This is a genomic window from Rhodococcus sp. 15-649-2-2 (genome assembly GCF_002258645.1).
Taxonomy (GTDB): Bacteria; Actinomycetota; Actinomycetes; order Mycobacteriales; family Mycobacteriaceae; genus Rhodococcoides.
Genome location: NZ_NPFM01000034.1, coordinates 1 through 24,284, shown reverse-complemented (window position 1 = coordinate 24,284; position 24,284 = coordinate 1). Strand labels below are relative to the sequence as shown.

25 protein-coding genes are annotated in these 24,284 nt (G+C 63.7%); 15 read left to right on the top strand and 10 right to left on the bottom strand.

From position 1 onward, the window contains the following. The first annotated feature begins 28 nt into the window (after positions 1-28). The 6 genes from CH305_RS25735 (at position 29) to yhjD (ending at position 4,778) form a co-directional block, all read left to right on the top strand. A complete protein-coding gene (locus CH305_RS25735; RefSeq protein ID WP_052057980.1) occupies positions 29-313 on the top strand; it encodes a DUF6412 domain-containing protein in 285 nt (94 codons plus the stop codon). Between the two features lie 92 nt (positions 314-405). Further along, positions 406-720 (top strand): DUF6412 domain-containing protein, encoded by a 315-nt coding sequence (locus CH305_RS25730; protein WP_052077843.1) that lies wholly within the window; start codon positions 406-408, stop codon positions 718-720. Positions 721-784: 64 nt separating this feature from the next. Next, the gene (gene yidC / locus CH305_RS25725; protein WP_094705418.1) at positions 785-1,687 is read left to right on the top strand and encodes a membrane protein insertase YidC; all 903 of its coding nucleotides are present in this window, start codon (positions 785-787) and stop codon (positions 1,685-1,687) included. A gap of 65 nt (positions 1,688-1,752) precedes the next feature. Next, a complete protein-coding gene (locus CH305_RS25720; protein ID WP_094705550.1) occupies positions 1,753-2,559 on the top strand; it encodes an exodeoxyribonuclease III in 807 nt (268 codons plus the stop codon). Between the two features lie 74 nt (positions 2,560-2,633). Continuing rightward, complete coding sequence (gene trpS, locus CH305_RS25715) at positions 2,634-3,674, top strand: tryptophan--tRNA ligase (protein WP_037176679.1); 1,041 nt, start codon at positions 2,634-2,636, stop codon at positions 3,672-3,674. Positions 3,675-3,758: 84 nt separating this feature from the next. Further along, positions 3,759-4,778 (top strand): inner membrane protein YhjD, encoded by a 1,020-nt coding sequence (gene yhjD, locus CH305_RS25710; RefSeq protein ID WP_179278408.1) that lies wholly within the window; start codon positions 3,759-3,761, stop codon positions 4,776-4,778. Positions 4,779-4,811: 33 nt separating this feature from the next. Here the strand turns inward: yhjD and CH305_RS25705 are convergent, their stop codons facing one another. Continuing rightward, on the bottom strand, positions 4,812-6,122 hold the full coding sequence (locus CH305_RS25705) for a D-alanyl-D-alanine carboxypeptidase family protein (RefSeq protein ID WP_094705416.1): 1,311 nt from the start codon (positions 6,120-6,122) through the stop codon (positions 4,812-4,814). A gap of 247 nt (positions 6,123-6,369) precedes the next feature. On the opposite strand from CH305_RS25705, the gene CH305_RS25700 reads away from it, so the two are divergent. Continuing rightward, positions 6,370-6,795, top strand: coding sequence for a hypothetical protein (locus tag CH305_RS25700; protein ID WP_094705546.1), 426 nt, complete (start codon positions 6,370-6,372; stop codon positions 6,793-6,795). Between the two features lie 35 nt (positions 6,796-6,830). Here CH305_RS25700 and CH305_RS25695 read toward each other — a convergent pair whose 3' ends face one another. Genes CH305_RS25695 through CH305_RS25685 form a run of 3 tightly spaced genes read right to left on the bottom strand, consistent with a single transcriptional unit; the run spans position 6,831 to position 9,283 of the window. Then, a complete protein-coding gene (locus tag CH305_RS25695) occupies positions 6,831-7,493 on the bottom strand; it encodes a response regulator transcription factor (protein WP_032404727.1) in 663 nt (220 codons plus the stop codon). Beyond that, the gene (locus CH305_RS25690; protein ID WP_094705544.1) at positions 7,478-8,947 is read right to left on the bottom strand and encodes a cell wall metabolism sensor histidine kinase WalK; all 1,470 of its coding nucleotides are present in this window, start codon (positions 8,945-8,947) and stop codon (positions 7,478-7,480) included. Before CH305_RS25690 ends, CH305_RS25695 begins: the two co-directional genes overlap by 16 nt. 24 nt (positions 8,948-8,971) lie before the next feature. Then, positions 8,972-9,283: a hypothetical protein gene (locus CH305_RS25685; RefSeq protein WP_094608032.1), complete on the bottom strand. Its 312-nt coding sequence runs from the start codon at positions 9,281-9,283 to the stop codon at positions 8,972-8,974. Between the two features lie 215 nt (positions 9,284-9,498). Between CH305_RS25685 and CH305_RS25680 the strand changes: the two genes are divergently transcribed. From CH305_RS25680 to CH305_RS25665, 4 genes are all read left to right on the top strand, one after another. Continuing rightward, positions 9,499-10,503, top strand: coding sequence for a substrate-binding domain-containing protein (locus CH305_RS25680; protein WP_094608031.1), 1,005 nt, complete (start codon positions 9,499-9,501; stop codon positions 10,501-10,503). 29 nt (positions 10,504-10,532) lie between these two features. Continuing rightward, positions 10,533-11,591: an ABC transporter permease gene (locus CH305_RS25675; RefSeq protein WP_094705414.1), complete on the top strand. Its 1,059-nt coding sequence runs from the start codon at positions 10,533-10,535 to the stop codon at positions 11,589-11,591. A gap of 3 nt (positions 11,592-11,594) precedes the next feature. Further along, entirely contained in the window at positions 11,595-12,377 is a 783-nt protein-coding gene (locus CH305_RS25670; RefSeq protein ID WP_094705412.1) for an ATP-binding cassette domain-containing protein, read from the top strand. 95 nt (positions 12,378-12,472) lie between these two features. Continuing rightward, complete coding sequence (locus CH305_RS25665) at positions 12,473-13,678, top strand: acyl-CoA dehydrogenase family protein (RefSeq protein ID WP_052057984.1); 1,206 nt, start codon at positions 12,473-12,475, stop codon at positions 13,676-13,678. A gap of 65 nt (positions 13,679-13,743) precedes the next feature. On the opposite strand, the gene CH305_RS25660 is transcribed toward CH305_RS25665, so the two are convergent. From CH305_RS25660 to sdhC, 4 genes are read right to left on the bottom strand one after another with little or no spacing between them, the layout of a single operon-like run. Continuing rightward, on the bottom strand, positions 13,744-14,523 hold the full coding sequence (locus CH305_RS25660; protein ID WP_037147905.1) for a succinate dehydrogenase iron-sulfur subunit: 780 nt from the start codon (positions 14,521-14,523) through the stop codon (positions 13,744-13,746). Position 14,524: 1 nt separating this feature from the next. Next, complete coding sequence (gene sdhA / locus CH305_RS25655; protein ID WP_032376833.1) at positions 14,525-16,276, bottom strand: succinate dehydrogenase flavoprotein subunit; 1,752 nt, start codon at positions 16,274-16,276, stop codon at positions 14,525-14,527. A 16-nt stretch (positions 16,277-16,292) separates the two neighbouring features. After that, a complete protein-coding gene (locus tag CH305_RS25650) occupies positions 16,293-16,745 on the bottom strand; it encodes a succinate dehydrogenase hydrophobic membrane anchor subunit (protein WP_027496419.1) in 453 nt (150 codons plus the stop codon). After that, entirely contained in the window at positions 16,745-17,086 is a 342-nt protein-coding gene (sdhC, locus tag CH305_RS25645; protein WP_032378103.1) for a succinate dehydrogenase, cytochrome b556 subunit, read from the bottom strand. The genes CH305_RS25650 and sdhC overlap by 1 nt, the downstream gene beginning before the upstream one ends. Before the next feature lie 334 nt (positions 17,087-17,420). Here sdhC and CH305_RS25640 point away from each other — a divergent pair, with 334 nt between their 5' ends. Together CH305_RS25640 and CH305_RS25635 are read left to right on the top strand one after the other, a co-directional pair. Continuing rightward, positions 17,421-17,834, top strand: a complete 414-nt coding sequence (locus tag CH305_RS25640; RefSeq protein ID WP_032405044.1) for a cytidine deaminase — start codon at positions 17,421-17,423, stop codon at positions 17,832-17,834. Next, a complete protein-coding gene (locus CH305_RS25635; RefSeq protein WP_094705410.1) occupies positions 17,827-19,110 on the top strand; it encodes a thymidine phosphorylase in 1,284 nt (427 codons plus the stop codon). The genes CH305_RS25640 and CH305_RS25635 overlap by 8 nt, the downstream gene beginning before the upstream one ends. 25 nt (positions 19,111-19,135) lie before the next feature. On the opposite strand, the gene CH305_RS25630 is transcribed toward CH305_RS25635, so the two are convergent. Both CH305_RS25630 and CH305_RS25625 read right to left on the bottom strand, forming a co-directional pair. Beyond that, entirely contained in the window at positions 19,136-20,503 is a 1,368-nt protein-coding gene (locus tag CH305_RS25630; RefSeq protein WP_037147909.1) for an aspartate aminotransferase family protein, read from the bottom strand. Next, the gene (locus CH305_RS25625) at positions 20,500-20,964 is read right to left on the bottom strand and encodes an Lrp/AsnC family transcriptional regulator (protein ID WP_032376836.1); all 465 of its coding nucleotides are present in this window, start codon (positions 20,962-20,964) and stop codon (positions 20,500-20,502) included. Before CH305_RS25625 ends, CH305_RS25630 begins: the two co-directional genes overlap by 4 nt. A gap of 142 nt (positions 20,965-21,106) precedes the next feature. On the opposite strand from CH305_RS25625, the gene CH305_RS25620 reads away from it, so the two are divergent. Together CH305_RS25620 and CH305_RS25615 are read left to right on the top strand one after the other, a co-directional pair. Then, complete coding sequence (locus CH305_RS25620) at positions 21,107-22,612, top strand: gamma-aminobutyraldehyde dehydrogenase (RefSeq protein WP_094705408.1); 1,506 nt, start codon at positions 21,107-21,109, stop codon at positions 22,610-22,612. Then, positions 22,609-24,030, top strand: a complete 1,422-nt coding sequence (locus tag CH305_RS25615; protein WP_094705406.1) for an FAD-binding oxidoreductase — start codon at positions 22,609-22,611, stop codon at positions 24,028-24,030. Before CH305_RS25620 ends, CH305_RS25615 begins: the two co-directional genes overlap by 4 nt. Positions 24,031-24,284: the final 254 nt, after the last annotated feature.

The following is a 24,284-nucleotide window of genomic DNA, read 5'->3' as shown; positions in this document are numbered from 1 at the left end:
GATCAGCGGCACACCAGGGAGGTGGGGGATGGGATACCAGAACTTCGTCGTCACCTCGCTGCTTCTTCTGTCGCTGCTGCTGACGACGCCGGCCGGAACAGCGGACGTTGCACTCGTTCTCGTTGCCGCACTGGCGGTCTTGATGGTGCTCGCGCACCGTGTCGATGTACTGACGCTCCTACGCCGGCTGCCGAACGTCGGACCCACTGCCGAGGAACGTCATCTACGAGGTGCGTTCCGACGTCAACACCGCCCGGATGCCCCGGGCCGTCCACAGCCACGAGCACCCGGTGCTCCGGTGGGGGCACTGTAGCTCGAAAGTTCCCCCACGCCTTCGCAATCCATTATCCGCGAGGCTGTCACAAGGAACCGAAGATGCTCGGATTTCGATCACACGCATGTCGCTTGGCTGTTCGACGCCACGCAATCACACTCGTCGGCATCCTCTCCGTCCTGCTCGTCGTCTTCACCGTTGTCGATGCGCAACCCGCCGCCCAGATCGCGATGTTCGGTGCGTTGGTGGCCGCATCGCTGCTGACATTCGGCGCGCCGGTCGATCCTGGGGCGGTCGCACCACGGTCGACGTGCGCCGGAGCTGCGGACGGCCGACGTCTTCGAGGATCCTTCCGTAGGCAGGAGCACCCCGATACTCCCGGCCGCCCCATGCCGAGAGCGCCCGGTTCGGTCTTTCGACCGGACCGGTGGCTCGTATTCTGCTGAGTCACTGCGAGATCCGGTCGAGACGCCTTCCGACCGACTTTCTCTCACAGTGAGGTGCTCCACCATGCTCGATTTCGTCTACTATCCCGTCTCCGCAGTCCTCTGGTTCTGGCACCGAGTCTTCGGCTTCGTCCTCGGACCCGACAACGGCTTCGCCTGGGCATTGGCGGTGATCTTTCTCGTCTTCACTCTGCGAGCGGTGTTGATCAAGCCGTTCGTCAGCCAAATTCGTTCCCAGCTCCTGATGAAGCAGCTGAAGCCCCAGCTCGAGGCCATCCGGAAGAAGCACTCCGGGGACCGGGCTCGACTGGCCACCGAAACGCGGAAGCTGCAGCAGGAACACGGATTCAATCCCTTGATGGGATGTCTGCCTCTGCTTGCGCAGGGCCCAGTCTTCATCGGTTTGCTCCACGTGCTGCGCTCGTTCAACCGAACCGGTACCGGATTCGGGCACCTCGGTATGACGGCGCAGGAGAATGCGAACACCGCGAACTACGTCTTCAGTGCCGCCGATGTGCAGTCCTTTCTCGACGCACGGCTCTTCGGTGCGCCGATCTCCGCTGCCATCAACAGCTCTCGGGACGTGCTCGAAGCGTTCGGTCCGTTCGGGGGAGTGCCGTCGATCTGGAGCATCGCGTTCGTTGCGGTCCCGTTGATGATCGTCGCCGCGGTTGCCACCCACCTGAACTCCCGGGCATCGATCGCCCGCCAGGATGCAGCGGCAGCTGCCAATCCGCAGACGGCGATCATGAACAAGCTCACCCTCTGGGTGTTCCCGGCCGGTGTGCTCGTCGGCGGCCCGGTGTTGCCGGTCGCGGTGCTGCTGTACTGGGTCAGCAACAACATCTGGACGTATGCCCAACAGCACATCGTCTACCGGCGGATCGACCGTGAACCGACAGTGGTGCCGGAGGTGACATCGGTGGTCACCGCTCCGAAGCCCGGGGCCAAGCCCAGGCGTCGGTAACGGGCCAGTGCCGCCGACAGAAGGCGACCTGCCGTCTGTCGGTGGTCTCCGCTACCGTCGTCGGCGTGCCGATCACAATTTCCACAGTCAACGTCAACGGAATACGTGCTGCTGCCCGCAAGGGCATGCTGCAGTGGCTGGAGGCCACCGATGCCGACGTCATCTGCCTGCAGGAGACTCGGGCCAACGACGGGGAACTGACCAAGGCGCTGGCTCCGGCTCTCGATGCGGGGTGGCACCTTGCGTCGGCCGAACCGTCGGCGAAGGGACGCAACGGCGTGGCGTTGCTGTCCAAGGCAGCGCCCGACGCGATTCGCACCGGCATCGGCGCTGCCGAGTTCGCCGACGCCGGTCGTTACATCGAAGGCGATTTCGGAGATGTCACCGTGGCGAGCCTGTACCTGCCGTCGGGCGAGGTGGGTACCGACCGCCAGGACGAGAAGGAACGCTTCATGGCCGCGTTCGCGAAGTACCTGAGCAAGTTGGCCAAGGCAGCGAAGACCGCCGACCGGGACGTGGTGGTGTGCGGCGACTGGAACATCGCCCATACCGAGGCCGACTTGAAGGCGTGGAAGACGAACCGCAAGAACTCGGGGTTCTTGCCGGAGGAACGTGAGTGGGTGTCGCGGTTGCTCGCCGAGAAGGCACCGTGGACCGATGTCGTTCGGGCGTTGCACCCGGAGGTCGAGGGTCCGTACAGCTGGTGGTCGTATCGCGGGAAGGCGTTCGACAACGACGCCGGTTGGCGCATCGACTACCAATTGGCCACGAGTGATCTGGCCGAGCGCGCCAAGGAAGCGATCACCGAGCGCGCCGAGGCCTACGACCAGCGATGGTCGGATCACGCACCGGTGACAGTGCGCTACCGCTAGAGCGGAGCCTGCGGAGTGACCCGTGTTGGCTAGGCGAGACCCAGGTGTCGATCGGTTCGTGAAAAGATTGCACCATGTCTTCTCCCGACTCCATCGACACTCCGCAGGGTCCGCGTCGGCGGGTGCTCTCCGGCATTCAACCGACGGCCGATTCGTTCCATCTCGGCAATTACCTGGGTGCGGTGCGGAACTGGGTGGAGTTGCAGGACGAGTTCGACGCGTTCTACTTCATCCCGGATCTGCATGCCATCACTGTTCCGCAGGATCCCAAGGAGTTGCGTCGTCGCACCAGAGTGGCCGCGGCGCAGTTGCTCGCGGTAGGCATCGATCCGGAGAAGTCGACGCTGTTCGTACAGAGTCAGGTGCCCGAGCACGCGCAGCTGGCGTGGGTCCTCAATTGCATCACCGGGTTCGGTGAAGCAGCGCGGATGACGCAGTTCAAGGACAAGTCTGCCAAGCAGGGTCGCGATCACACCAGCGTCGGTCTGTTCACCTACCCGATTCTGCAAGCCGCCGACATCCTGCTCTACCGTCCGAATCTGGTTCCGGTAGGCGAGGATCAGCGTCAACATCTCGAGTTGACTCGTGATCTGGCGCAGCGCTTCAACACGAGGTTCAAGAAGACATTCGTCGTTCCCGACGCACACATCATCAAGGGCACCGCGAAGATATTCGACCTGCAGGATCCCACCGCGAAGATGAGCAAGTCCTCGTCGAATCCGGCGGGCATCGTCAACATCCTCGACGATCCGAAGGTGTCTGCGAAGAAGATTCGCTCGGCGGTGACCGACAACGAACGCGACATCGTGTTCGATACGGAGAACAAGGCCGGAGTCAGTAATCTGCTGGTCATCCAGTCTGCTCTCTCGGGTACGAGCATCGAGGATCTCGTGGCCGGCTACGCGGGCAAGGGATACGGAGACCTCAAGTCCGATACCGCCGAGGTACTGACCGAGTTCGTCGTTCCGCTGCGTGAGCGGATGGACGGGTTCATGGCCGACGTCGCCGAACTCGATCGCATCCTCGCGGCTGGGGCGGATCGAGCCAGAGAAGTGGCGAGTCGAACGCTCGCTCAGGTGTACGACCGGGTGGGTTTCCTGCCTCCCGGCGCATAGCATTTACGACACACCGGGTTTCGTTGCGCAGCGATGCGGCAACACCATCCGACAGCGGCCGACGACAGCGAGAAGGTGAGCGCGATGCCCGATTTCAAGGCCATGCTCGACGACCGGCGCGCCCGGTGGCCCTGGCTCGATCACACCGTCGTTGCGGCGCAGCGTTATCAAGGTCAGAAGGGTGACTACTACGCGGCCGGTATGACGTATTTCAGTGTGCTGGCGTTGTTTCCGCTGCTGATGGTCGCGTTTGCGGTCGCCGGCTTCGTGCTCGTGAACCAGCCCGAGTGGCTTGCCGAGATCCAGTCGCAGATCGCGGAGAACGTGCCGGGGAGCTTCGGCGAAACGATCAGTTCTCTGATCGAGACGGCCATCGAATCGCGCACGAGTGTCGGCATCATCGGTTTGCTCGGTGCCTTGTACGCCGGTCTCGGATGGATCGCCAACCTTCGTGAAGCGCTGACCGCCATGTGGGAGAGCCAGCACGAGCAGGGTGGCTTTCTGGCGACCAAGGCCAAGGACTTCGCTGCGTTGCTGGGGCTCGGGACCGCATTGGTTCTTTCGCTCGCCCTCTCGGCTCTGGCCGGCGGCGGCGTCATGCGCAGCATCCTCGAATGGGCGAATCTCGACTCCGTACCGGGAGTGGGAATTGCGCTGCGCATATTCTCGGTGCTCCTCGCGCTGGCGGGCACCTGGGCCCTGTTCACTTGGGTGATCTCGCGCCTGCCGCGCGAACCGGTGTCGTGGCGTAGCGCAGCCAAGGGTGCTCTGCTGGCCGCAATCGGGTTCGAGATCTTCAAGCAGCTCGGTGCCCTCTATCTGGCGTCGGTGACCACCGGTCCTGCAGGCGTCGTCTTCGGACCCATCATCGGTCTGTTGGTGTTCGTGTTCACGACTTCACGACTGGTGCTGTTCTCCACGTCGTTCGCTGCCACGACTCGTGAAAGCCTCGCCGAAGCCCACGTTCCGGCACCGGAACCGGCAGTGATCAACACGAGGGTCGAGGTCAGTGAAGGTCCTGGCGTGACCGGCGGGTTGGCGCTGGTGGGTGCAGGTGTTCTCGCCGCGGTCGGAGTCGCGGGACTGCGTAACCGGCGCCGCTGAATGCCTCGCGACGGCGCACGACCGAAGGTCTGATCAGCGGTTGCGGGAAAGTCTGCGCGCGCCCCACAGCAAGCCGATCACCACGATCGCACCGATGACACCGATCGAGATACGGACAACGGTGTCACCCTGGGCCTGCATCTCGGACTGGCGGAAGCCAGACCCCGATGCAGTCGCGGGTGGCTGGGCGAGAGTCGGCGTGGCCTCGCTCGCTCGTGTGCTGGTCACCGCCGCCGTCGACTGCGGTTCGACGAGATCACCGACGGTGTCGTTCGGATCCATGGCGAACCCGTAGTCCAGCAGCCGCGCCGCCTGCTCCCACGGACGTATAGGCAGCACATCGCCCTTCATGATCGTCACGACGAGCCGGCGGCCATTGCGTTCGGCCCCGGCGACGAAGGTCTGGCGGGCGTCATCGGTGTATCCGGTTTTTCCTCCGAGGGCACCCTCGTAGTTGTAGAGCAGCTGGTTGTCGTTGGAGAGTGCGAAACCGGGTCTGTCCTGATCTTCTGGGATCGCAGGATCTTTCGGGTAGCCCGGAAACTGCACGGTCTCCGTCGAAATCAGTTGGGCGAACGTCGGATTGCGCATCGCCTCGCGGAAGATCAGAGCAAGATCGTAGGCGGAACTCGCCATCCCCGGCCCGTCGAGACCCGACGGCGTGGCCGTGCGTGTGTCGAGGGCGCCCAGTTCTGCCGCCTTGGCATTCATCTTGTCCACAGTAGCGGCATCCCCGCCCAGTTGAGTCGACAACGCGTGCGCCGCATCGTTTCCCGATGCCATCACCAAACCCTGCATCAATTGCAGATTGGTGTAGACGCCGTTCTTGCCGATGCCGACGGCGCTGCCCTCGGCTTCGGCATCCTCGGCGGTTGCGGTGATCTGTGTGCTCGGATTCAGCTCGTCCAGTGCGACAAGGGCCAGCAGGGTCTTGATCGTGCTGGCAGGTCGGTACCGTCCGTGTGGATCCTTGGCCGCAAGAACCGCCCTCGAGTCCATGTCCGCCACCACGAACCCGGTCGCGGAAATATCCGCCGGTAGTGGGGGAGCACCGTCCGGCAACACCACTCCGCACTCGGCGAGGCGATCGCCGCCGACCGCGTCGGCTGGGATCGGAAGTGGTTGCGGGGCAGTGCTTCCAGGGGCCGGTACCTCCGACAGGTCGATCGCCGGGGGAGGTGACGCGGCGTACGGGCAGCTGTCTGTGTCCGGCGTCGTGAACGGCGGTGTCGTCGTCGGAACCGGCGGTTCGGCGGCCGGCTGTGCCAGGGCAGGTCCGGCACCGATTCCGACGAGCGCAATCGATACAGCACACACAGCCGCAAAACTTCTGATCCTTTTCATCGCGAATCACCATAGGCGTTCCGCAGTCGGTCGACGCCGCGACTCACCGGCGAAGCGCTCTCGCGCGTCCGGTGGCGGTTCGGCGCCACTGTCCATCGCTGAATCGGCCGGCCCCGCTGATGGGTAGGCGTCCGCCGCCAGTATGAGAACTCGCTCATGTTGTGCTCCTTCGCTTCTCACGTTCGACAGCGATCGTTGAGTCATCACCGAAAAGGTGGCCTACAGAACTCGGATTCAAGGAGCAGCCATGAGAATGCCAGGAAAGTTCGTGATCGTCGGTGCAGCAGCCGTTGTACTCACCCTCGGAAGCGTCGGCGCACTCGCGATCGCCGACGACGACCCCACCCAGCAGCGTCCGTCCTCGATCTCGGTGGAACAGCGGCTGCCTGTGGCCGATCCGGCTCCAGTCCAGCCGGCGGCCCCAGCGCAGCAGCAGACACCCACACAGATCCCGGACGACCGCTTCGACGATGACTGGGACGACCGCAACGACGACCTGAACGACCGTGACGACGACTGGGACGACCGCAACGACTGGGACGACCGCAACGACTGGGACGACCGCAACGACTGGGACGATCTGAACGACGACCTGGACGACCGTGACGACTGGGACGATCTGGACGACGACGATCCGGACAACGACGACCTGGACGACGACAACGACGACTGAGACTCTGGAGTGGCGTCGGCACCGGCCGACGCCACTCATGTCTCGGACAGTCGGTATCCCATTCCGCGGACGGTCTCGATTCGTGCGGCACCGAATTTCGCCCGAAGATAGCGGACGTAGACGTCGACGACATTGGAGCCCGGGTCGAAGTCGTAGCCCCACACCTGCGACAGGAGTTGCTCTCGCGAAAGGACCTGGCCGGGGTGGCGCATGAAGGTCTCGGCCAAGGCGAACTCACGGGCCGACAGGTCGACGGTTCGGTCTCCCACCACAGCTCGCCGGGTGCGCAGGTCGAGGGTGAGATCGGCGACCGTGAGCTGCGTGGTGTCGACGGTTCGTTTGGTGCCCAAGCGAACTCGGATACGGGCGAGCAGTTCCTCGAAGCGAAACGGCTTGGCCATGTAGTCGTCGGCACCGGTTTCGAGACCGGACACCACGTCCTGAACGCTGTCGCGGGCAGTCAACACGATGACCGGTATCTCGCACTGCTCTCCGCGGAGGCGGTGCAGGACCTCGAAGCCGTCCATGATCGGCAGACCGATGTCGAGCACCACCAGATCGAAGTCGCCGCTGCGGGCGTGTTCGTAGGCGGACCTGCCGTCGGATACCGTCGTCGTGCTGAATCCACTCGCTCTCAGCCCCTTGTGAACGAACGAGGCGATGCGGGGTTCGTCTTCGGCGATCAGGATGCGGGCCATGGTCGGTCCTTCTGCGGGGCAACGGAATCGATCAGTGGAATGGTGATAGTGAACGTGGCACCGTGGCCCGGTGCGCTGCCGACACTCACCCGTCCGCGGTGGGCTCGAGCAATTGCGGTGACGATGGACAATCCGAGCCCGGCCCCTTCGGTGCGTCTGGTTCCGTTGCGACCGCGGGCGAAGCGCTCGAAGATCCGTTCCTGCTCGTCGCGCTCGATCCCCGGGCCCGAGTCGGTGACCCAGAACCGGATGTCACCGTCGGACAGTTGCGATCCGATGCCGACGCGACTGCCGGGCATCGTGTGGTGAGTTGCGTTGTCCGCCAACGCCAGCAGAGCTTGAGTCAGGCGTTGTGCGTCGAGCGGAGCGTGGACGGTTGCGCTCGCCTCCAGCACCCATTCCCGGTCGGCGAGAGTGGTCACCTTGTCGAACACGCTTCGAGTGAGCGCATCGACATCGGTGACCACAGGCGTGACGAAGCTCGTCTGGTCGGCACGGGTGAGTAGCAACAGGTCGGCGACGAGTCGGTTCATCCGGTCCAGTTCGTCGTCGACGAGCGCGACGGTGTCGCGAACATCGGCGGCGTCGCCGTGGTCGAGCACATCGAGATGACCGCGGACGATGGTGATGGGAGTGCGGAGTTCGTGGCCGGCGTCGTCGAGGAATCGGCGTTGACTCGCCGCGCCGGACTCGATTCGGTCGAGCATCGAGTTCAGTGTGTCGACCAGGGCTCCGATGTCGTCGCCTCGACCCGTCGTTCTCGCGTCGGTGATCCGACCGGACAGGTCGGTTTCGTTGATCGTTCTGGCGGTGGCGGTGATGTGTCTGATCGGGGACAGGATGCGACCCGCAACGAACCATGCGCCGATCGCCGCGAGAACCGAGGTGACGCCGCCGACGACGAGCATCAAGGTTGCGGTCTCGTCTGCCGAGGCACGTTCCTGATCGGCGAAGTAGGCGGCAACCACCACACCCGGCACCGGGTCGCCCGCCAACGAGACCGGCACAGCGAGGTACAGCACTTCGCCTGCCGCGCTCGAATAAGAGCCTTCGACCGGCGCGGTGACAGAGCCGACCTCAGCGGTGAAGCCGCCATCGTCGGACAGTCGTACCGGTGCCTGCTGCCTGCTCTGTACCGCGAATCGTCCGTCCACGTACCCCAGGAACTTCTCGTTGGGGCGAGCGAGGTTGTAGGTGATCACCACTCGGAGCACGTCGTTGATGCCGTCGAACGGTTCGCCGGTTCCGGGATCGACGCCCGCATCGGTGAGGGTGGTGAACTCGGCGATCTCGGTGCGCAGCGATTCGCGCATGCGGTTGTCGGTCGCGCGGATCATCAGCAGCCAGGTGGTGACGGTGACGGCCGCCAGCGACACCAGCACGAGCAGCAGTACCCACGAGAAGATGCGGCTGCGGGCGCTCGTCGGGCGCAGTGCGTGCAGTCGGGTCCGCATCACGTGGTCGGTCTCGCAGTGGGGTCAGTCGTCGTCATCGTCATCCCAGTCGTCGTCGAAGTCATCGTCCCAGTCCGCGGGCGGCAATGGCGGCGGGGGCACGAATCCGTCCGGTGCCACCGGCTGCGGAACCACGGCGGTGGGAGCGGGATTCCCCGTCCCCGGTGCAGGGGTAACGGGTTGCGGGGTACCCGGGGCGGATTGCGCGGGTGCGGCGGGTGCGACGATGGGTGCGGGCAACGGGGTCTGCTCGCCCGTGGATCGCGTCGTCAGCAAGGCCGTGACGAGAACGGCGAGCGTGAGCAGTCCCAGGGCCGAGACGATGATAGTTCGCACACAACCGAGTCTGACGACGGCGGATTGTGGCTACGTGAATCGGAGATGAGAGTTCTCTCATGTGGTCCGAGGTCCGGTGGTGCGCACACCGGTTGTGTTGCCTGACGAATAATCGTCGAAGATGCGTGACGAGTACCAATCGTTTCTTACAGTGATCAGGTCGGCGGCTCGGATTCGTCGGTGTTCGAGAGCCGGTTGTTGGAAAGGGAAGTGCAATGAGGTTTCGGCAAAGGCGCGGGCAGATCGCGGTCGTCGCGGTCTGTGCGGTCGCGGCACTGACTGTCGCTGCCTGTTCGAGCACCGGTGGTGCTCCTCGCTCGTCCGACGACGGAAACAATGCGGGCGTAGCCGACACGCCGGCGGCGACGATAGCGATGATCACGCACGAGGTTCCCGGCGACACCTTCTGGGATCTGGTGCGCAAGGGTGCCGAAGCCGCGGCAGCGAAGGACAACATCGAGCTGCGCTACTCCGCAGATCCCGAAGCGCCCAATCAGGCCAACCTCGTCCAGAGTGCAATCGATTCCAAGGTCGACGGCATCGCGGTCACGCTGGCCAAGCCCGACGCGATGGCCCCCGCCGTCGAGACGGCCACTGCCGCGGGCATTCCCGTGGTCGCGTTCAATTCCGGCTACGACTCCTGGAAGGACATGGGAGTCGGCCAGTACTTCGGTCAGGACGAGACCATTGCCGGCCAGGCGGCAGGAGCGCGTCTCACCACCGACGGTGCTCGAAAGACACTGTGCATCATCCAGGAGCAGGGTGCAGTGTCGCTCGAGGCTCGCTGTGCTGGCGTCAGGCAGGGCTTCACCGGAGGCACCACCGAGATCCTGAACGTCAACAGCAAGGACATGCCGTCCGTGGAGTCGACCATCACGGCCAAGCTGCAGCAGGATCCGACGATCGATCACATCATCGCCCTCGCCGCTCCGATCGCATTGACAGCTGTGCAGTCCACGGTCAACGCGGGCAGCGATGCCACGGTTGTCACGTTCGACACCAATGCCGCCTTGGTCGATGCGATCGAGTCCGGCGATGTGGCGTGGGCGATCGATCAGCAGCCGTACCTGCAGGGCTACCTGGCGATCGACTCGCTGTGGCTCTACCTCAACAACGGCAACACGATCGGCGGCGGCACCCCGGTGCTGACCGGACCCGCGTTCATCGATTCGACCAACATCGACGCGGTCGCCGAGTACGCCCGTAACGGCACACGCTGAGTGCATCGCCTCGGCGCGGAAGGAACATCATGCCCACACAGGCCGATCCGGCTCTGTCGAAACACACCGTGATCACGGACGAGCGCGTTACGAAGCAAAAGCCGTTGCAGCGCTTGCTGATCCGTCCGGAGGTCGGCGCCCTGTTCGGCGCGGTCGCCATCTTCGTCTTCTTCTGCATCGTGGCACCACCGTTTCGATCGCCCGAGGCTCTCGCGACCGTGCTGTATGCGTCTTCGACCATCGGCATCATGGCGATCGGGGTGTCGTTGTTGATGATCGGCGGCGAGTTCGACCTCTCCACCGGTGTTGCAGTGACCTTCTCGTCCATCATGGCGTCGATGTTGGCCTACAACCTGCATCTGAACGTGTGGGCCGGCTCTGCGTTGGCACTGCTCTTGGCGCTGTCGGTCGGCGTGTTCAACGGCTATCTGGTGATGCGGACCAAAATCCCGTCGTTCCTGATCACGCTGGCGTCGTTCTTGATGCTCACCGGCATCAATCTCGCCGTCACCAAACTCGTCACCGGACAGGTTGCCACCCCGTCGATCTCGGATATGGAGGGATTCGATTCGGCCAAAGCTGTGTTCTCGTCTTCGTTCTCGGTATTCGGAGTGTCGATCCGAATCACCGTCGTGTGGTGGATCGTGTTGACGCTGGCGGCAACCTGGGTGTTGATGAGAACTCGTACCGGCAACTGGATTTTCGCCGTCGGCGGCAATCAGGAATCGGCGCGAGCCGTCGGGGTGCCGGTCACGAGGGTCAAGGTCGGCTTGTTCATGTTCGTCGGCTTCTGCGCCTGGTTCGTCGGCATGCATCTGCTGTTCGCCTTCGACACCGTGCAGTCCGGCCAGGGCGTCGGCAACGAGTTCCTGTACATCATCGCCGCCGTCATCGGCGGGTGCTTGCTCACCGGCGGATACGGGACAGCCGTCGGCGCATTCATCGGCGCATTCATCTTCGGCATGACCAATCAGGGCATCGTCTATGCCGGGTGGAACCCCGACTGGTTCAAGTTCTTTCTCGGCGCGATGCTGCTGTTCGCCGTGATCGCCAACAACTCATTCCGCAACTTCGCGGCAAAAAGGTAATCGATGACTTCCTCCGCGAACACGCCCCTCATCGAACTTCGGAACGTGGGCAAGAGTTACGGCAACGTCACTGCGCTGCAGGGAATCGATATGCGTGTCGGTGCCGGTGAGGTCACGTGCGTTCTGGGCGACAACGGTGCAGGCAAGTCCACCTTGATCAAGATCATGGCCGGCCTACATCAGCAGTCCGAGGGTCAGTTGCTCGTCGACGGCGAACCAGCGACCTTCGGATCGCCGAAAGACGCCCTAAACAAGGGGATTGCCACCGTCTATCAGGACCTCGCGGTGGTATCCCTGATGCCGGTGTGGCGCAACTTCTTTCTCGGTCAGGAGTTGCGTCGTGGCAAGGTCCTGAAATCACTCGACATCCACGCAATGCGCGCGACGACCATCGAGGAACTTCGCAAGATCGGCATCGATCTGCCCGACGTCGATGCTCCGATCGGCTCTCTCTCCGGTGGACAGCGACAGTGCGTGGCCATCGCCCGCGCCATCTTCTTCGGTGCGCGTGTGCTCATCCTCGACGAGCCGACGGCCGCGCTGGGCGTCAAGCAGTCGGGCATGGTTCTGCGTTACGTCTCCGCGGCCCGAGAGCAAGGCTTCGGCGTCGTGTTCATCACCCACAATCCACACCACGCGTACCTGGTCGGAAATCATTTCGTTCTGCTCAACCGTGGTCGCCAGACGCTCGACTGTGCTTACGACGACATCTCGCTCGACGACCTCACCAGGGAAATGGCGGGCGGCGACGAACTGGCGACCCTCACCGACGAACTGCGCCGCTGACCTCTGACCGCTGCTTCGCATGAGTGAGAAGCGGGTGTGGCGGGTAGAAGATCGGTAGCGGTGCCCGACGGAGGCACCAGACGAAGGAGCCGAACATGAGTGAGCACGAGCCCCTCGGACCACTGTCGCCCGATTTTCTCGAGTCCGATTTCTACGGATATCAGGGGATGCTCGACGACAACGAGATCGAGGTGGTACTGCGCGCCCGTCGGTTCCTGCAGGAGGAGGTCGCGCCGAGGGCGAACGAATTCTGGGAGAAGGCGAGCTCGCCGGTACATCTGTTGCCGCTGATCGCCGAGCTCGAGATCGCCGGTCTCGGTTACGAGTTCGACGATCGAAAGGCCTCGCGCAAGCTGCTCACGGGATGGCTGGAGATGGAGTTCGCACGAATCGATCCGTCCACGGGAACGATGTTCAGCGTGCACAGTTCGCTGGCGATGAGCAGTGTCTCGATTCTCGGCTCCGAGGAGCAGCGCGCGCGGTGGTTGCCCGCCATGCGCCGGATGGAGACCATCGGTGCCTTCGGCCTGTCCGAGCCGCACGGCGGATCCGACGTCGCGGGCGGGCTGGAAACGACAGCCCGCCTCGAAGGCGATCACTGGGTCCTCAACGGTAGTAAGCGCTGGATCGGCAACGCCACCTTCGCAGACCTGACCATCGTCTTCGCCAAGGACGAGGCCGACGGCGAGGTCAAGGGCTTTGTGGTCGAAAAGCACTTCGAGGGATTCCGGGCCGAGAAGATCGAGGGCAAGTACTCGCTCCGCGCGGTGGAGAACGCGGACGTACATCTCGAGAACTGCCGAGTTCCGGTCGCCAACAAGCTCGCCGAGGCCAACTCCTTCGCCGATACCGCGAAGGTGCTCCGCTTGACCCGTGGGGGAGTGGCGTTCCAGGCGGTGGGCGTCATGATGGGTGCATACGAGCGGGCTGTCGCGTATGCGCGTGAACGCGAGCAGTTCGGTTCTCCGATCGCCTCGTTTCAGCTGATCGCCGATCTCATTGCACGGATGACCGCCAACATCACCGCCTCGCTCGGTATGGCAATTCGTGTTTCGCAGCTGCAGGACAACGGCGTCCACTACGACGAGCATGCAGCGCTCGCGAAGACGTTCTGTACGACGCGGCTGCGCGAAGTGGTCAGTTGGGCCCGAGAGATCATGGGCGGCAACGGAATTCTGATCGAGCATGACGTCATCAGGTTCTTCGCCGATGCCGAGGCGCTGTACTCCTACGAGGGCACAGCGCAGATCAACAACCTGATCGTCGGCCGTGGTGTGACGGGCTTCAGCGCGTTCGTCTGACCCTTGAAACGGCAAGCGCCCCTTCGCATGTGCGAAGGGGCGCTTGCCGTCGGTCGATGTGCCTGCTAGCGAGCGAAGAGCAACGCGCGCTTGACTTCCTGAATCGCCTTGGTCACCTGGATGCCGCGGGGGCATGCGTCGGTGCAGTTGAAGGTGGTGCGGCAACGCCACACACCCTCGACGTCGTTGAGGATGTCCAGACGTTCGGTTGCACCCTCGTCACGGCTGTCGAAGATGAACCGGTGTGCATTGACGATCGCGGCGGGGCCGAAGTAGCTGCCGTCGCTCCAGAACACGGGGCACGAGGTCGTGCAGCACGCGCACAGGATGCACTTGGTGGTGTCGTCGAACCGGGCGCGGTCTGCGGCGGACTGGATCCGCTCACGAGTCGGCTCGTTACCGGTCGTCATCAGGAACGGCTTCACGGCGCGGAACGCGTCGAAGAACGGCTCCATGTCGACGATGAGGTCCTTCTCCACCGGCAAGCCCTTGATGGGCTCGATGGTGATGTTGAGCGTCTTCGACGAGTCCTTGGGGAGCATATCGCGCATCAGCACCTTGCAGGCGAGACGGTTGACGCCGTTGATGCGCATCGCATCGCTGCCGCATACACCGTGTGCGCACGAACGCCGGAACGTCAGTGTGCCGTCCAGGTAGCCCTTGACGTACAGCAGCAAGTTGAGCAGACGGTCGGTTTCCAGGGTGGGCACCTGGAAGGTGTCCCATCGCTGTCCGTCTCCGCTTTCGGGGTTGAAGCGCGCGATCTTGAGGTTCACCATCACCGCGCCTTCGGGCACGGGTGGCAGATCGGACTCGGACTTCTTGTCCAGGGTAGGTGCGCTCATATCAGTACTTCCGCTCCATCGGCTCGTAGCGGGTTTGGATTACCGGCTTGTAATCCAGGCGAATCTCGGTGAGCAGACCTTCGCCCTCTTTGTAGGCCATGGTGTGCTTCATGTACTCGGCGTCGTTGCGCTCGGGGTAATCCTCGCGGGCGTGACCGCCGCGCGATTCCTTGCGATTCAGTGCTCCGACGACCGTGACCTCGGCCATCTCGAGCAGGAAGCCGAGTTCGATGGCTTCGAGCAGGTCGCTGTTGTAGCGCTTGCCCTTGTCCTCGACGGTGATCTTGTTGTACCGCTCCTTGAGGGCACGGACATCCTTGAGTGCCGTCTCCAGGCGCTCCTCGGTGCGGAACACCGATGCGTTGTTGTCCATGGACTGCTGCATCTCGGTACGGATGTCGGCTGCGCGCTCGTGACCGTGGTCCGACAGAATCAGCTCGAGCCAGTCCTGCACCATCTTGGCCGGCTCCTCGGGGAGCGGGGTGAAGTCGACCGAGTTGGCATACTCGGCCGCGGCGATGCCGGCACGACGTCCGAAGACGTTGATGTCGAGCAACGAGTTGGTGCCGAGGCGGTTGGCTCCGTGCACGGAGACGCAGGCGCATTCACCGGCGGCGTACAGACCGGGAACGATGTCGGTGTTGTTGCGCAGAACCTCACCGTGGATCTTGGTGGGGATACCACCCATGACGTAGTGGCACGTCGGGTAGACGGGCACCGGCTCCTTGACGGGGTCGACGCCGAGGTACGTGCGCGAGAACTCCATGATGTCGGGGAGCTTCTCGTCGAGTACTTCCTCGGGGATGTGCGTGACGTCGATGTAGACGTAGTCCTTGTTGGGGCCACCGCCGCGTCCTTCGAGTACCTCGAGCACCATCGAGCGAGCAACGATGTCGCGGGGCGCGAGGTCCTTGATGGTCGGTGCGTAGCGCTCCATGAAGCGCTCACCCGACTCGTTGCGCAGGATGCCGCCCTCGCCTCGTACTGCCTCGGAGATGAGGATGCCCAGGCCGGCGAGACCTGTCGGGTGGAACTGGTGGAACTCCATGTCCTCCAAGGGAAGACCCTTGCGGAACACGATGCTCATGCCGTCACCGGTGAGGGTGTGGGCGTTGGACGTGGTCTTGTAGATCCGGCCCGAACCGCCCGTGGCGAAGATGATCGACTTCGCGTGGAAGATGTGCAGCTCACCGGTGGAGAGCTCGTAGGCGATGATGCCGGTTGCGACGGGGCCGTCGTCGGTTTCGGTCAGGCACAGATCCAGCGCATAGAACTCGTTGTAGAACTCGACGTCGTGCTTGACGCAGTTCTGGTAGAGCGTCTGCAGAATCATGTGGCCGGTGCGGTCGGCTGCGTAGCACGCACGACGAACCGGTGCCTTGCCGTGGTCGCGGGTGTGGCCGCCGAAGCGACGCTGATCGATCTTGCCCTCGGGCGTCCGGTTGAACGGAAGACCCATCTTCTCGAGGTCGAGAACGGCGTCGATTGCTTCCTTCGCCATGATCTCCACGGCGTCCTGGTCGGCGAGGTAGTCGCCACCCTTGACGGTGTCGAACGTGTGCCATTCCCAGTTGTCTTCCTCCACGTTCGCCAGAGCGGCGCACATGCCGCCCTGGGCTGCACCGGTGTGCGAACGAGTGGGGTAGAGCTTGGTCAGTACGGCGGTGCGAGCGCGGGGTCCGGCTTCGATCGCAGCACGCATACCGGCACCGCCTGCGCCGACGATCAGTACGTCGTAACGATGTTCCTGCATGTAAGCGTCAGTGTCCTTAGCTCGCCGAGATGTTGGGATCGAACGTGAAGATGACGTAGGTGCCGACGCCCATGATCAGGATCATCGACAGCACCAGCAACGTGGTCAGCCAGAATCGCGTCGAATCCTTGCGGGAGTAGTCCGCGATGATCGTGCGCAGGCCGTTGCCGCCGTGGAGCTGAGCGAGCCACAGCATCGTCAGGTCCCAGAACTGCCAGAACGGGCTGGCCCAGCGACCGGCCACGAAGGCGAAGTTGATGCGGTGCACACCGTCGTCGAGCATCAGCATGATGAACATGTGTCCCAGCACCAGCACGACGAGTGCCAGGCCCGAGAAGCGCATGAACAGCCACGCGTAGAGCTCGAAGTTGCCCTTGCTCTGCCGACGCGGTGAACGGGGGTTGGCCAAGCTGGCCGGACGGTCGTAGTTCGTGCCGAGGACCTTCGCCTCGGGACCCTGCGTCGACATCAGTGACCACCCGCCGTGAACATGTTGTAGAAGATTCGTCCCGCGCCGGGGATCATGACGACGAGCCAGACGACTGCGATGACCCACAGCATCGGCTTCTGGTACTGCGGTCCCTTGGACCAGAAATCGACCAGCATGACCCGGATGCCGTTCAGCGCGTGATAAAGCACTGCGGCAACGAGGCCGAGTTCCATCAGGCCGACGAGCGGAGTCTTGTAGGTCTCGATGATGGCGTCGTACGTTTCGGGGTTGACCCGAACCATCGCCGTGTCGAGGACGTGGACGAACAAGAAGAAGAACGTCAACACGCCAGTGATGCGGTGCAGAACCCAGGACCACATGCCCGGGTCCCCGCGGTACAGAGACCGCTTGCGCTCCTTGACCGGAGCGACTTCCGTCGTGCTACTCATCGAGTGCAATGCCTCCAACGTCGTTGGTGGACGCTTCGAGCCCGGTGGCCGGTCTTGTCCTGGCTCGATTTGTCGCGATTCGGCCCTAGTGCTGGTTGTACTAGCCGCTTACTCGAAACTGTAAACCCATTCGAAACACGGAACTAATTCGACTCGAGGTTCGTACGGTGCCGAAATTCGGTGTTAGGTTTGCCTTCCCAATTACCGATCGAAGTTCGGGGCAGATATCTGCATCAATTCAGACGGCGTGATTGGATGGGTAACCATGGACGAAATCGACTGGAATACGTTGCGCGACAATGCTCATGAGGCGATGCGACATGCCTACGCCCCGTACTCGAACTTTCCGGTCGGTGCGGCCGCTCTGGTGGACGACAACAGAATAGTCACCGGGTGCAATGTGGAAAATGTCTCATACGGTTTGGGGCTCTGCGCCGAATGCGGGCTGGTCTCGAACCTGCACTCGAGCGGCGGCGGCAGACTCGTGGCCTTCTCCTGCTGCGATTCTCGGCGTGAGATCCTGATGCCGTGCGGGCGATGCCGGCAGTTGCTGTACGAATTCGGCGGCGCGGATCTGCTCGTCGACACCACCTCGGGACCGCGTCGACTGGCAGAGTTGCTTCCGGATGCATTCGGACCCGACAACCTCGACGAAGGACGCGTGAACAACCATGCCTGACGCCGTATCGATCATCAGCGCCAAGCGCGACGGTCGCGTTCTCGACGACGAGCAGATCGAGTGGGTGATTGCCGAGTTCACTCGCGGAACCGTCGCGCCGGAACAGATGTCGGCACTGGCGATGGCAATTCTGTTGCGCGGATTGTCCCGTCGGGAACTGAGTACGTGGACCGGCGCGATGATCGCCTCGGGCACACGCATGGATTTCTCGGCACTGCCGCTGCCCACCGTCGACAAGCACTCGACCGGCGGTGTCGGAGACAAGATCACGCTGCCGTTGGCTCCCCTCGTCGCTGCGTGCGGGGCAGCGGTGCCGCAACTGTCGGGGCGCGGCCTTGGGCACACCGGCGGAACGCTCGACAAGCTCGAGTCCATCCCCGGGTGGCGAGCCGACCTCAGCGGTGAGGAGATGCAGCGCATTCTGGCCGATCCGTTGGTGGGTGCGGTCGTCTGCGCCGCCGGTGCCGATCTGGCTCCTGCCGACAAGAAGCTCTACGCGTTGCGCGACGTGACCGGAACCGTCGAGTCGATTCCGCTGATCGCCAGCTCGATCATGAGCAAGAAGATCGCCGAGGGCACCGGCGCACTCGTGTTGGACGTGAAGGTCGGCGCCGGCGCGTTCATGAAGAACATCGACGATGCGCGCGAACTCGCGACCGCGATGGTCGAGCTCGGAACCGATGCGGGTGTGCGCACTCTGGCGGTGCTGACGGCGATGGACACCCCGCTCGGGCTCACCGCAGGCAATGCGCTCGAAGTGCAGGAGTCGGTCGAGGTGCTCGCCGGAGGCGGCCCCGCCGACATCGTGGAGCTGACGATCACGCTGGCACGCACCATGCTCGCCGCGGCCGGGATCGAGGGCATCGATCCGGCCGACAAGCTCGCCGACGGGTCCGCCATGGACCGGTGGCGGACGATGATCGCGGCACAGGGCGGCGATCCCGACGCCGCGCTGCCCGTCGCCCGGGAGAGTCAGGAATTCACCGCGACGCAGGACGGCGTCGTCACCGGGTTGGACGCGATGGGCGTCGGACTCGCTGCGTGGCGGCTGGGGGCAGGCCGAGAACGTCAGGGTGAGCCGGTGCAGAGCGCGGCCGGTGTGCGGCTGCACGCCAAGCCGGGGGATCGGGTGCGGGCCGGGGATCGGCTCGCAACCCTGTACACCGACACTCCCGAGCGTTTCGAGTACGCGCAGCAAGCACTCGTCGGGAGCTGGGAAATCGGTGCAACGGCTGTCGAGCCGAGCTCTCTCGTCATCGACCGCATCGGTCGGTAACGAGCTCGGTCGGTAGCAGTCTCGGTCAGATCAGGTTCCCCGCCTCGGTCAACACGCTGCGCAGAATCTGTTCCATCTCGTCGAACTCCTTCTGACCACAGATGAGTGGCGGAGCCAGCTGCACTACCGGATCGCCGCGATCGTCGGCGCGGCAGTACAGCCCTGCGTCGAACAGAGCGGTCGACAGGAACCCGCGGAGGATGCGTTCTGCTTCGGCATCGCTGAACGTTTCCTTCGTGGCTTTGTCCTTGACCAGTTCGATGCCGTAGAAGAATCCTTCGCCGCGCACGTCCCCGACGATAGGCAGATCGTGCAGTTTCTCGAGCGTCGCGCGAAACGCCGGTGCCTTGTCTGCGACATGCGCGTTGATCCCCTCGCGCTCGAAGATGTCGAGATTGGCCATGGCGACCGCAGCGGAGACGGGGTGGCCGCCGAAGGTGTAGCCGTGGGCGAAGCTGGAGGTGCCGTCGTCGAACGGCTCGAACAGTCTGTCGGAGGCGATCATTGCGCCGATCGGGGAGTAGCCCGAGGTCAATCCCTTGGCGCAGGTGATGATGTCGGGAACGTAGCCGAAGTCGTTGCAGGCGAACATCGATCCGATCCGTCCGAACGCACAGATCACCTCGTCCGAGACCAGCAGGACGTCGTAGCGGTCGCAGATCTCGCGGACCCGCTCGAAGTATCCGGGCGGGGGAGGGAAGCAACCTCCGGCATTCTGGACCGGCTCGAGGAACACCGCGGCCACCGAATCGGGGCCCTCGAATTCGATGGCCTCGGCGATCCGATCCGCAGCCCAGATTCCGAACGCCTTCGGGTCGGTATCCAGGGGAGCGGGAGCTCGGTAGATGTTGGTGTTCGGGACTCGGAACGCGCCCGGCGTCAACGGCTCGAAAGGCTCTTTGAGCGCGGGGATTCCGGTGATCGCGAGCGCACCCTGTGGGGTGCCGTGATAGGCGATTGCCCGCGAGATCACCTTGTGCTTGCCGGGCTTGCCGACCTTCTTGAAGTACTGCTTGGCCAGCTTCCACGCGCTCTCGACGGCCTCGCCGCCACCGGTGGTGAAGAAGACCCGGTTCAGGTCGCCGGGGGCGTAGCCGGCGAGGCGCTCGGCAAGTTCGATGGCTGGTTCGGTGACGTACGACCACAGCGGGAAGAAGGCCAATTCCTTTGCCTGCTTGGCCGCCGCCTCGGCCAATTCCTCGCGGCCGTGCCCCACCTGAACCACGAACAGGCCCGACAGTCCGTCGATGTAACTCTTGCCGTTCGAGTCCCAGATGGTCGAACCTTCGCCGCGGGTGATGATCGGAGGTGTGACCCCGGCACCGTGGCGGGTGAAGTGGCCCCACAGGTGCTTGGCTGCGGAGGCGTCGAGTTCGGCTGTCGTTCGTGTCATCGTGTTCCCCAATTGTATTGCTGCTTGACGAGTTTGAGATAGACCAGGGTTTCGGTACTGGTGACACCGTCCAGACTGCGGATCTGCTTGTTGAGAATCTGCAGAAGCTGTTCGTCGTCCTCGCACACCACTTCCACGACGACGTCGAACGACCCTGCGGTCAGGACGACGTAGTCGATCGCGTCGATGGCCGACAGTTCCTCGGACAGCGCATAACTGTCTCCGGTGCACTTGATGCCGATCATGGCCTGCCGTTTGAATCCGACCTGTACCGGATCGGTCACCGCGACGATCTGCATGACGCCGGAGTCCGTCAGCCGCTGAACACGTTGGCGGACAGCAGCTTCCGAGAGACCGACTGCTTTGCCGATCGCGGCGTACGAGCGTCGCCCGTCCTCCTGGAGTTGTTCGATGATCGCCTTGGAGACGTCGTCGAGTGCGATGGGTGGCTGCTCGGGCATGCGTCGATCTTGTCATTGTCGCGGTGGTGAACACAACCCTTCGACGATGAAATGCGTATCAATTGTCGATTCGGACGACAGAATCAGTTGTCACGAGGCGTGAAATGGAGAGAATCAGTAGCTTCGGCGGTACTGTGCAGGTATGGCGAACATTCCTGGTTGTTGGATCGACGGACGCGCGATGGACGGTAGTGGTCAGCGATATGCCGTCGACGATCCCGCAACGGGGTCGGTCTTGGCCGAGGTCGGGCTGGCGACGGCAGACGACGTCGATTCGGCACTCGCACATGCTCGGTCGGCATTTTCGGAATGGTCCGGCGCAACGCCCGCTGAGCGCAGCGCGGTCCTGACGGAGTTGGCTCGGCTGGTTGCCGCCGATGCCGAGAACTTCGCGGCCGAGGAAGTGGCGCAGACGGGCAAGACCGTGCGGCTGGCAACGGAGTTCGACGTGCCGGGCAGCATCGACAACATCGAATTCTTCGCCGGAGCGGCACGGTACCTCGACGGCAAGGCCACTGCGGAGTACTCGGGCGAGCACACCTCGTCGATTCGCCGCGACGCCATCGGAGTCGTCGGGTCGATCACCCCGTGGAACTATCCACTGCAGATGGCGGTGTGGAAGGCGATTCCGGCTCTCGCGGCCGGGTGCGCCATCGTGCTCAAGCCCAGCGAACTCACTCCGCTGACCACACTGCGTCTGGCGCGCTTGGCCACCGAGGCGGGAGTTCCCGACGGCGTGTTCAACGTCGTCACCGGAACCGGAGAAGATGCCGGGGTCGCGTTGTCCTCGCACGCGGGCCTCGATCTGATGACCTTCACCGGCTCGACTCCCGTCGGCAGGCGAGTCATGGCACAGGCCGCCGTCCACGGCACTCGGGTGCAGCTCGAGCTCGGCGGCAAGGCACCCTTCGTGGTGTTCGACGACGCGGATCTCGATGCCGCCATTCACGGTGCCGTCGCCGGATCCCTGATCAACGGCGGCCAGGACTGCACGGCGGCCACCCGCGCCATCGTCGCAGAATCCCTCTACGACGACTTCGTTGCTGGAGTGGCCGAGTTGATGGGACGCGTTGTGATGGGAGACCCGACCGATCCGGCTACCGACATGGGTTCGTTGATCTCGATCGCTCATCGCGATCGTGTTGCGGCCATGGTGAATCGAGCTCGCGACACCGGAGCCAGGATCGTCACCGGTGGCCGCGTTCCTGAGGGCAGGGGTGCGTTCTACCCACCGACATTGGTCGCCGATGTCGGCGAGCAGGACGAAATCTATCGCGACGAGGTGTTCGGCCCGGTGCTCACGGTGTCCAAGCATCATGGCGACGACGATGCGATCCGGCGCGCCAACGACACTGCGTTCGGACTCGCCGCCTCCGCGTGGACCCGAGACGTGTACCGCGCAGGACGAGCGACGCGCGAGATCGCGGCCGGCTGTGTGTGGATCAACGATCACATTCCGATCATCAGCGAGATGCCACACGGAGGATTCGGGGCTTCGGGCTTCGGCAAGGACATGTCGAGCTACTCGCTCGACGAGTACCTCACCGTCAAACACGTCATGACCGACATCACCGGAGTGGCTCGAAAGGCTTGGCATCGAACGGTGTTCGCGTCGGCCGATCCCGAAGCACAGGAGGACGCCCGATGAGTGCATCATGGGCAACCGAACCCACCGACCGCGGCGTGGCGATGGTGGCGGGCGCGGCACCGGAGTCCTATTGGCTCGACCGTCCCGAACGGCCCGCTCCGCGCAGTCGGCACACCGGCTCTGCAACAGCAGATCTGGTGATAGTCGGCGGCGGATTCACCGGCCTGTGGGCGGCGGTGCATGCGGCAGAGGAGAACCCGAACCGGTCGATCGTGCTGCTCGAAGGCGACCGCATCGCCGAGGGTGCAACCGGTCGCAACGGCGGCTTCTGCGCGGCCAGCCTGACGCACGGACTGAGCAACGGGCTCGACCGGTATGCCGACGAACTCCCCGAGTTGCTGCGGATGGGCACGGAGACGCTCGACGCGATCTGCGCGACTGCGGAGAGGTACGGAATAGACGCCGACATCGAACGCACCGGCGAGCTCGACATCGCCAATTTCGACTGGCAGGTGGACGACCTGCGCGAGCTCGGTGACGAGGGTGCACGCCTGTCGCAGCCGATGGAATACCTCGACGCCGCTGCAGTGCAGTCCAGGATCACCTCACCGATGGCGCGCGGTGCACTGTTCGACCCCGATGTCGCGATGATCGACCCGGCCAAACTGGCTTGGGGCCTGGCCGACGCGGCCGAGTCGCTCGGCGTACACATTCACGAGAACACCAAGGCACTGTCGATCGACAAGTCCGGCAACGGTATTCGGGTGAAGACGGGCTACGGAACCATCGAGGCGGGCAAGGTACTGTTGGCCACCTCGGCATCGAAGTCGTTGCGACGAAAGCTCCGTCACTGGATCGTGCCCGTGTGGGACTACGTCATCATGACCGAGCCGCTGAGTCCGTCTCAGCTCGCCGACATCGGCTGGTCCGGCCGCGAAGGATTGGCCGACTCCGGCAACCGATTCCACTACTTCCGGTTGACGGCGGACGATCGCATCCTGTTCGGCGGGTGGGACGCGCACTACTTCTACGGTAGCGACACCGACCCTCGTCGAACCCAGCATCCCGAAGAGTTCGCATTGCTCGCCGAACACCTGCTGCAGATGTTCCCCGGCCTCGAAGGAATCCGCGCCACCCACGCCTGGGGCGGATCGATCGACACGTGCTCGCGGTTCAGTGCGTTCTGGGATCTCGGCATGAACGGACGGGTGGCGACGGTGGCCGGGTTCACCGGACTCGGCGTCGGCGCGTCCCACTTCGGAGCCCGCACCGCGCTCGACCTACTCGACGGCAAGGACACCGAACGAACGCGACTGAAGATGGTGCGCAGCATGCCGCTGCCGTTTCCGCCCGAGCCCATCAAGTCGATCGGAATCAACATCACCCGCGCGGCATTCGCCCGAGCCGACCGCAACGGCGGAAAGCGCGGCCTGTGGCTCAAGGGAATGGACGCGCTGGGTCTGGGCTTCGACAGCTGAGGGAGCGGCTGCGCCGCACGTGCACGGAAACTCGTACTCTGCTACGAAGTTTCGCTCACATGCGGCGCAGCCGCTCTCATATGGAGGTCGGCCTGTCAACGACGGCATGGTGAAGCGGTGGCACGCACCGTCGTGTGTGCCACCGCTTCCTGTTGCCGGGATGGTGATCGATGCGAGTGGGAGGTGAGCGTGTCGTAGTGTTCGACGCGTCGTCAACTCTCATATACGCGGGTTGGTTACCGCAGGACGGACTG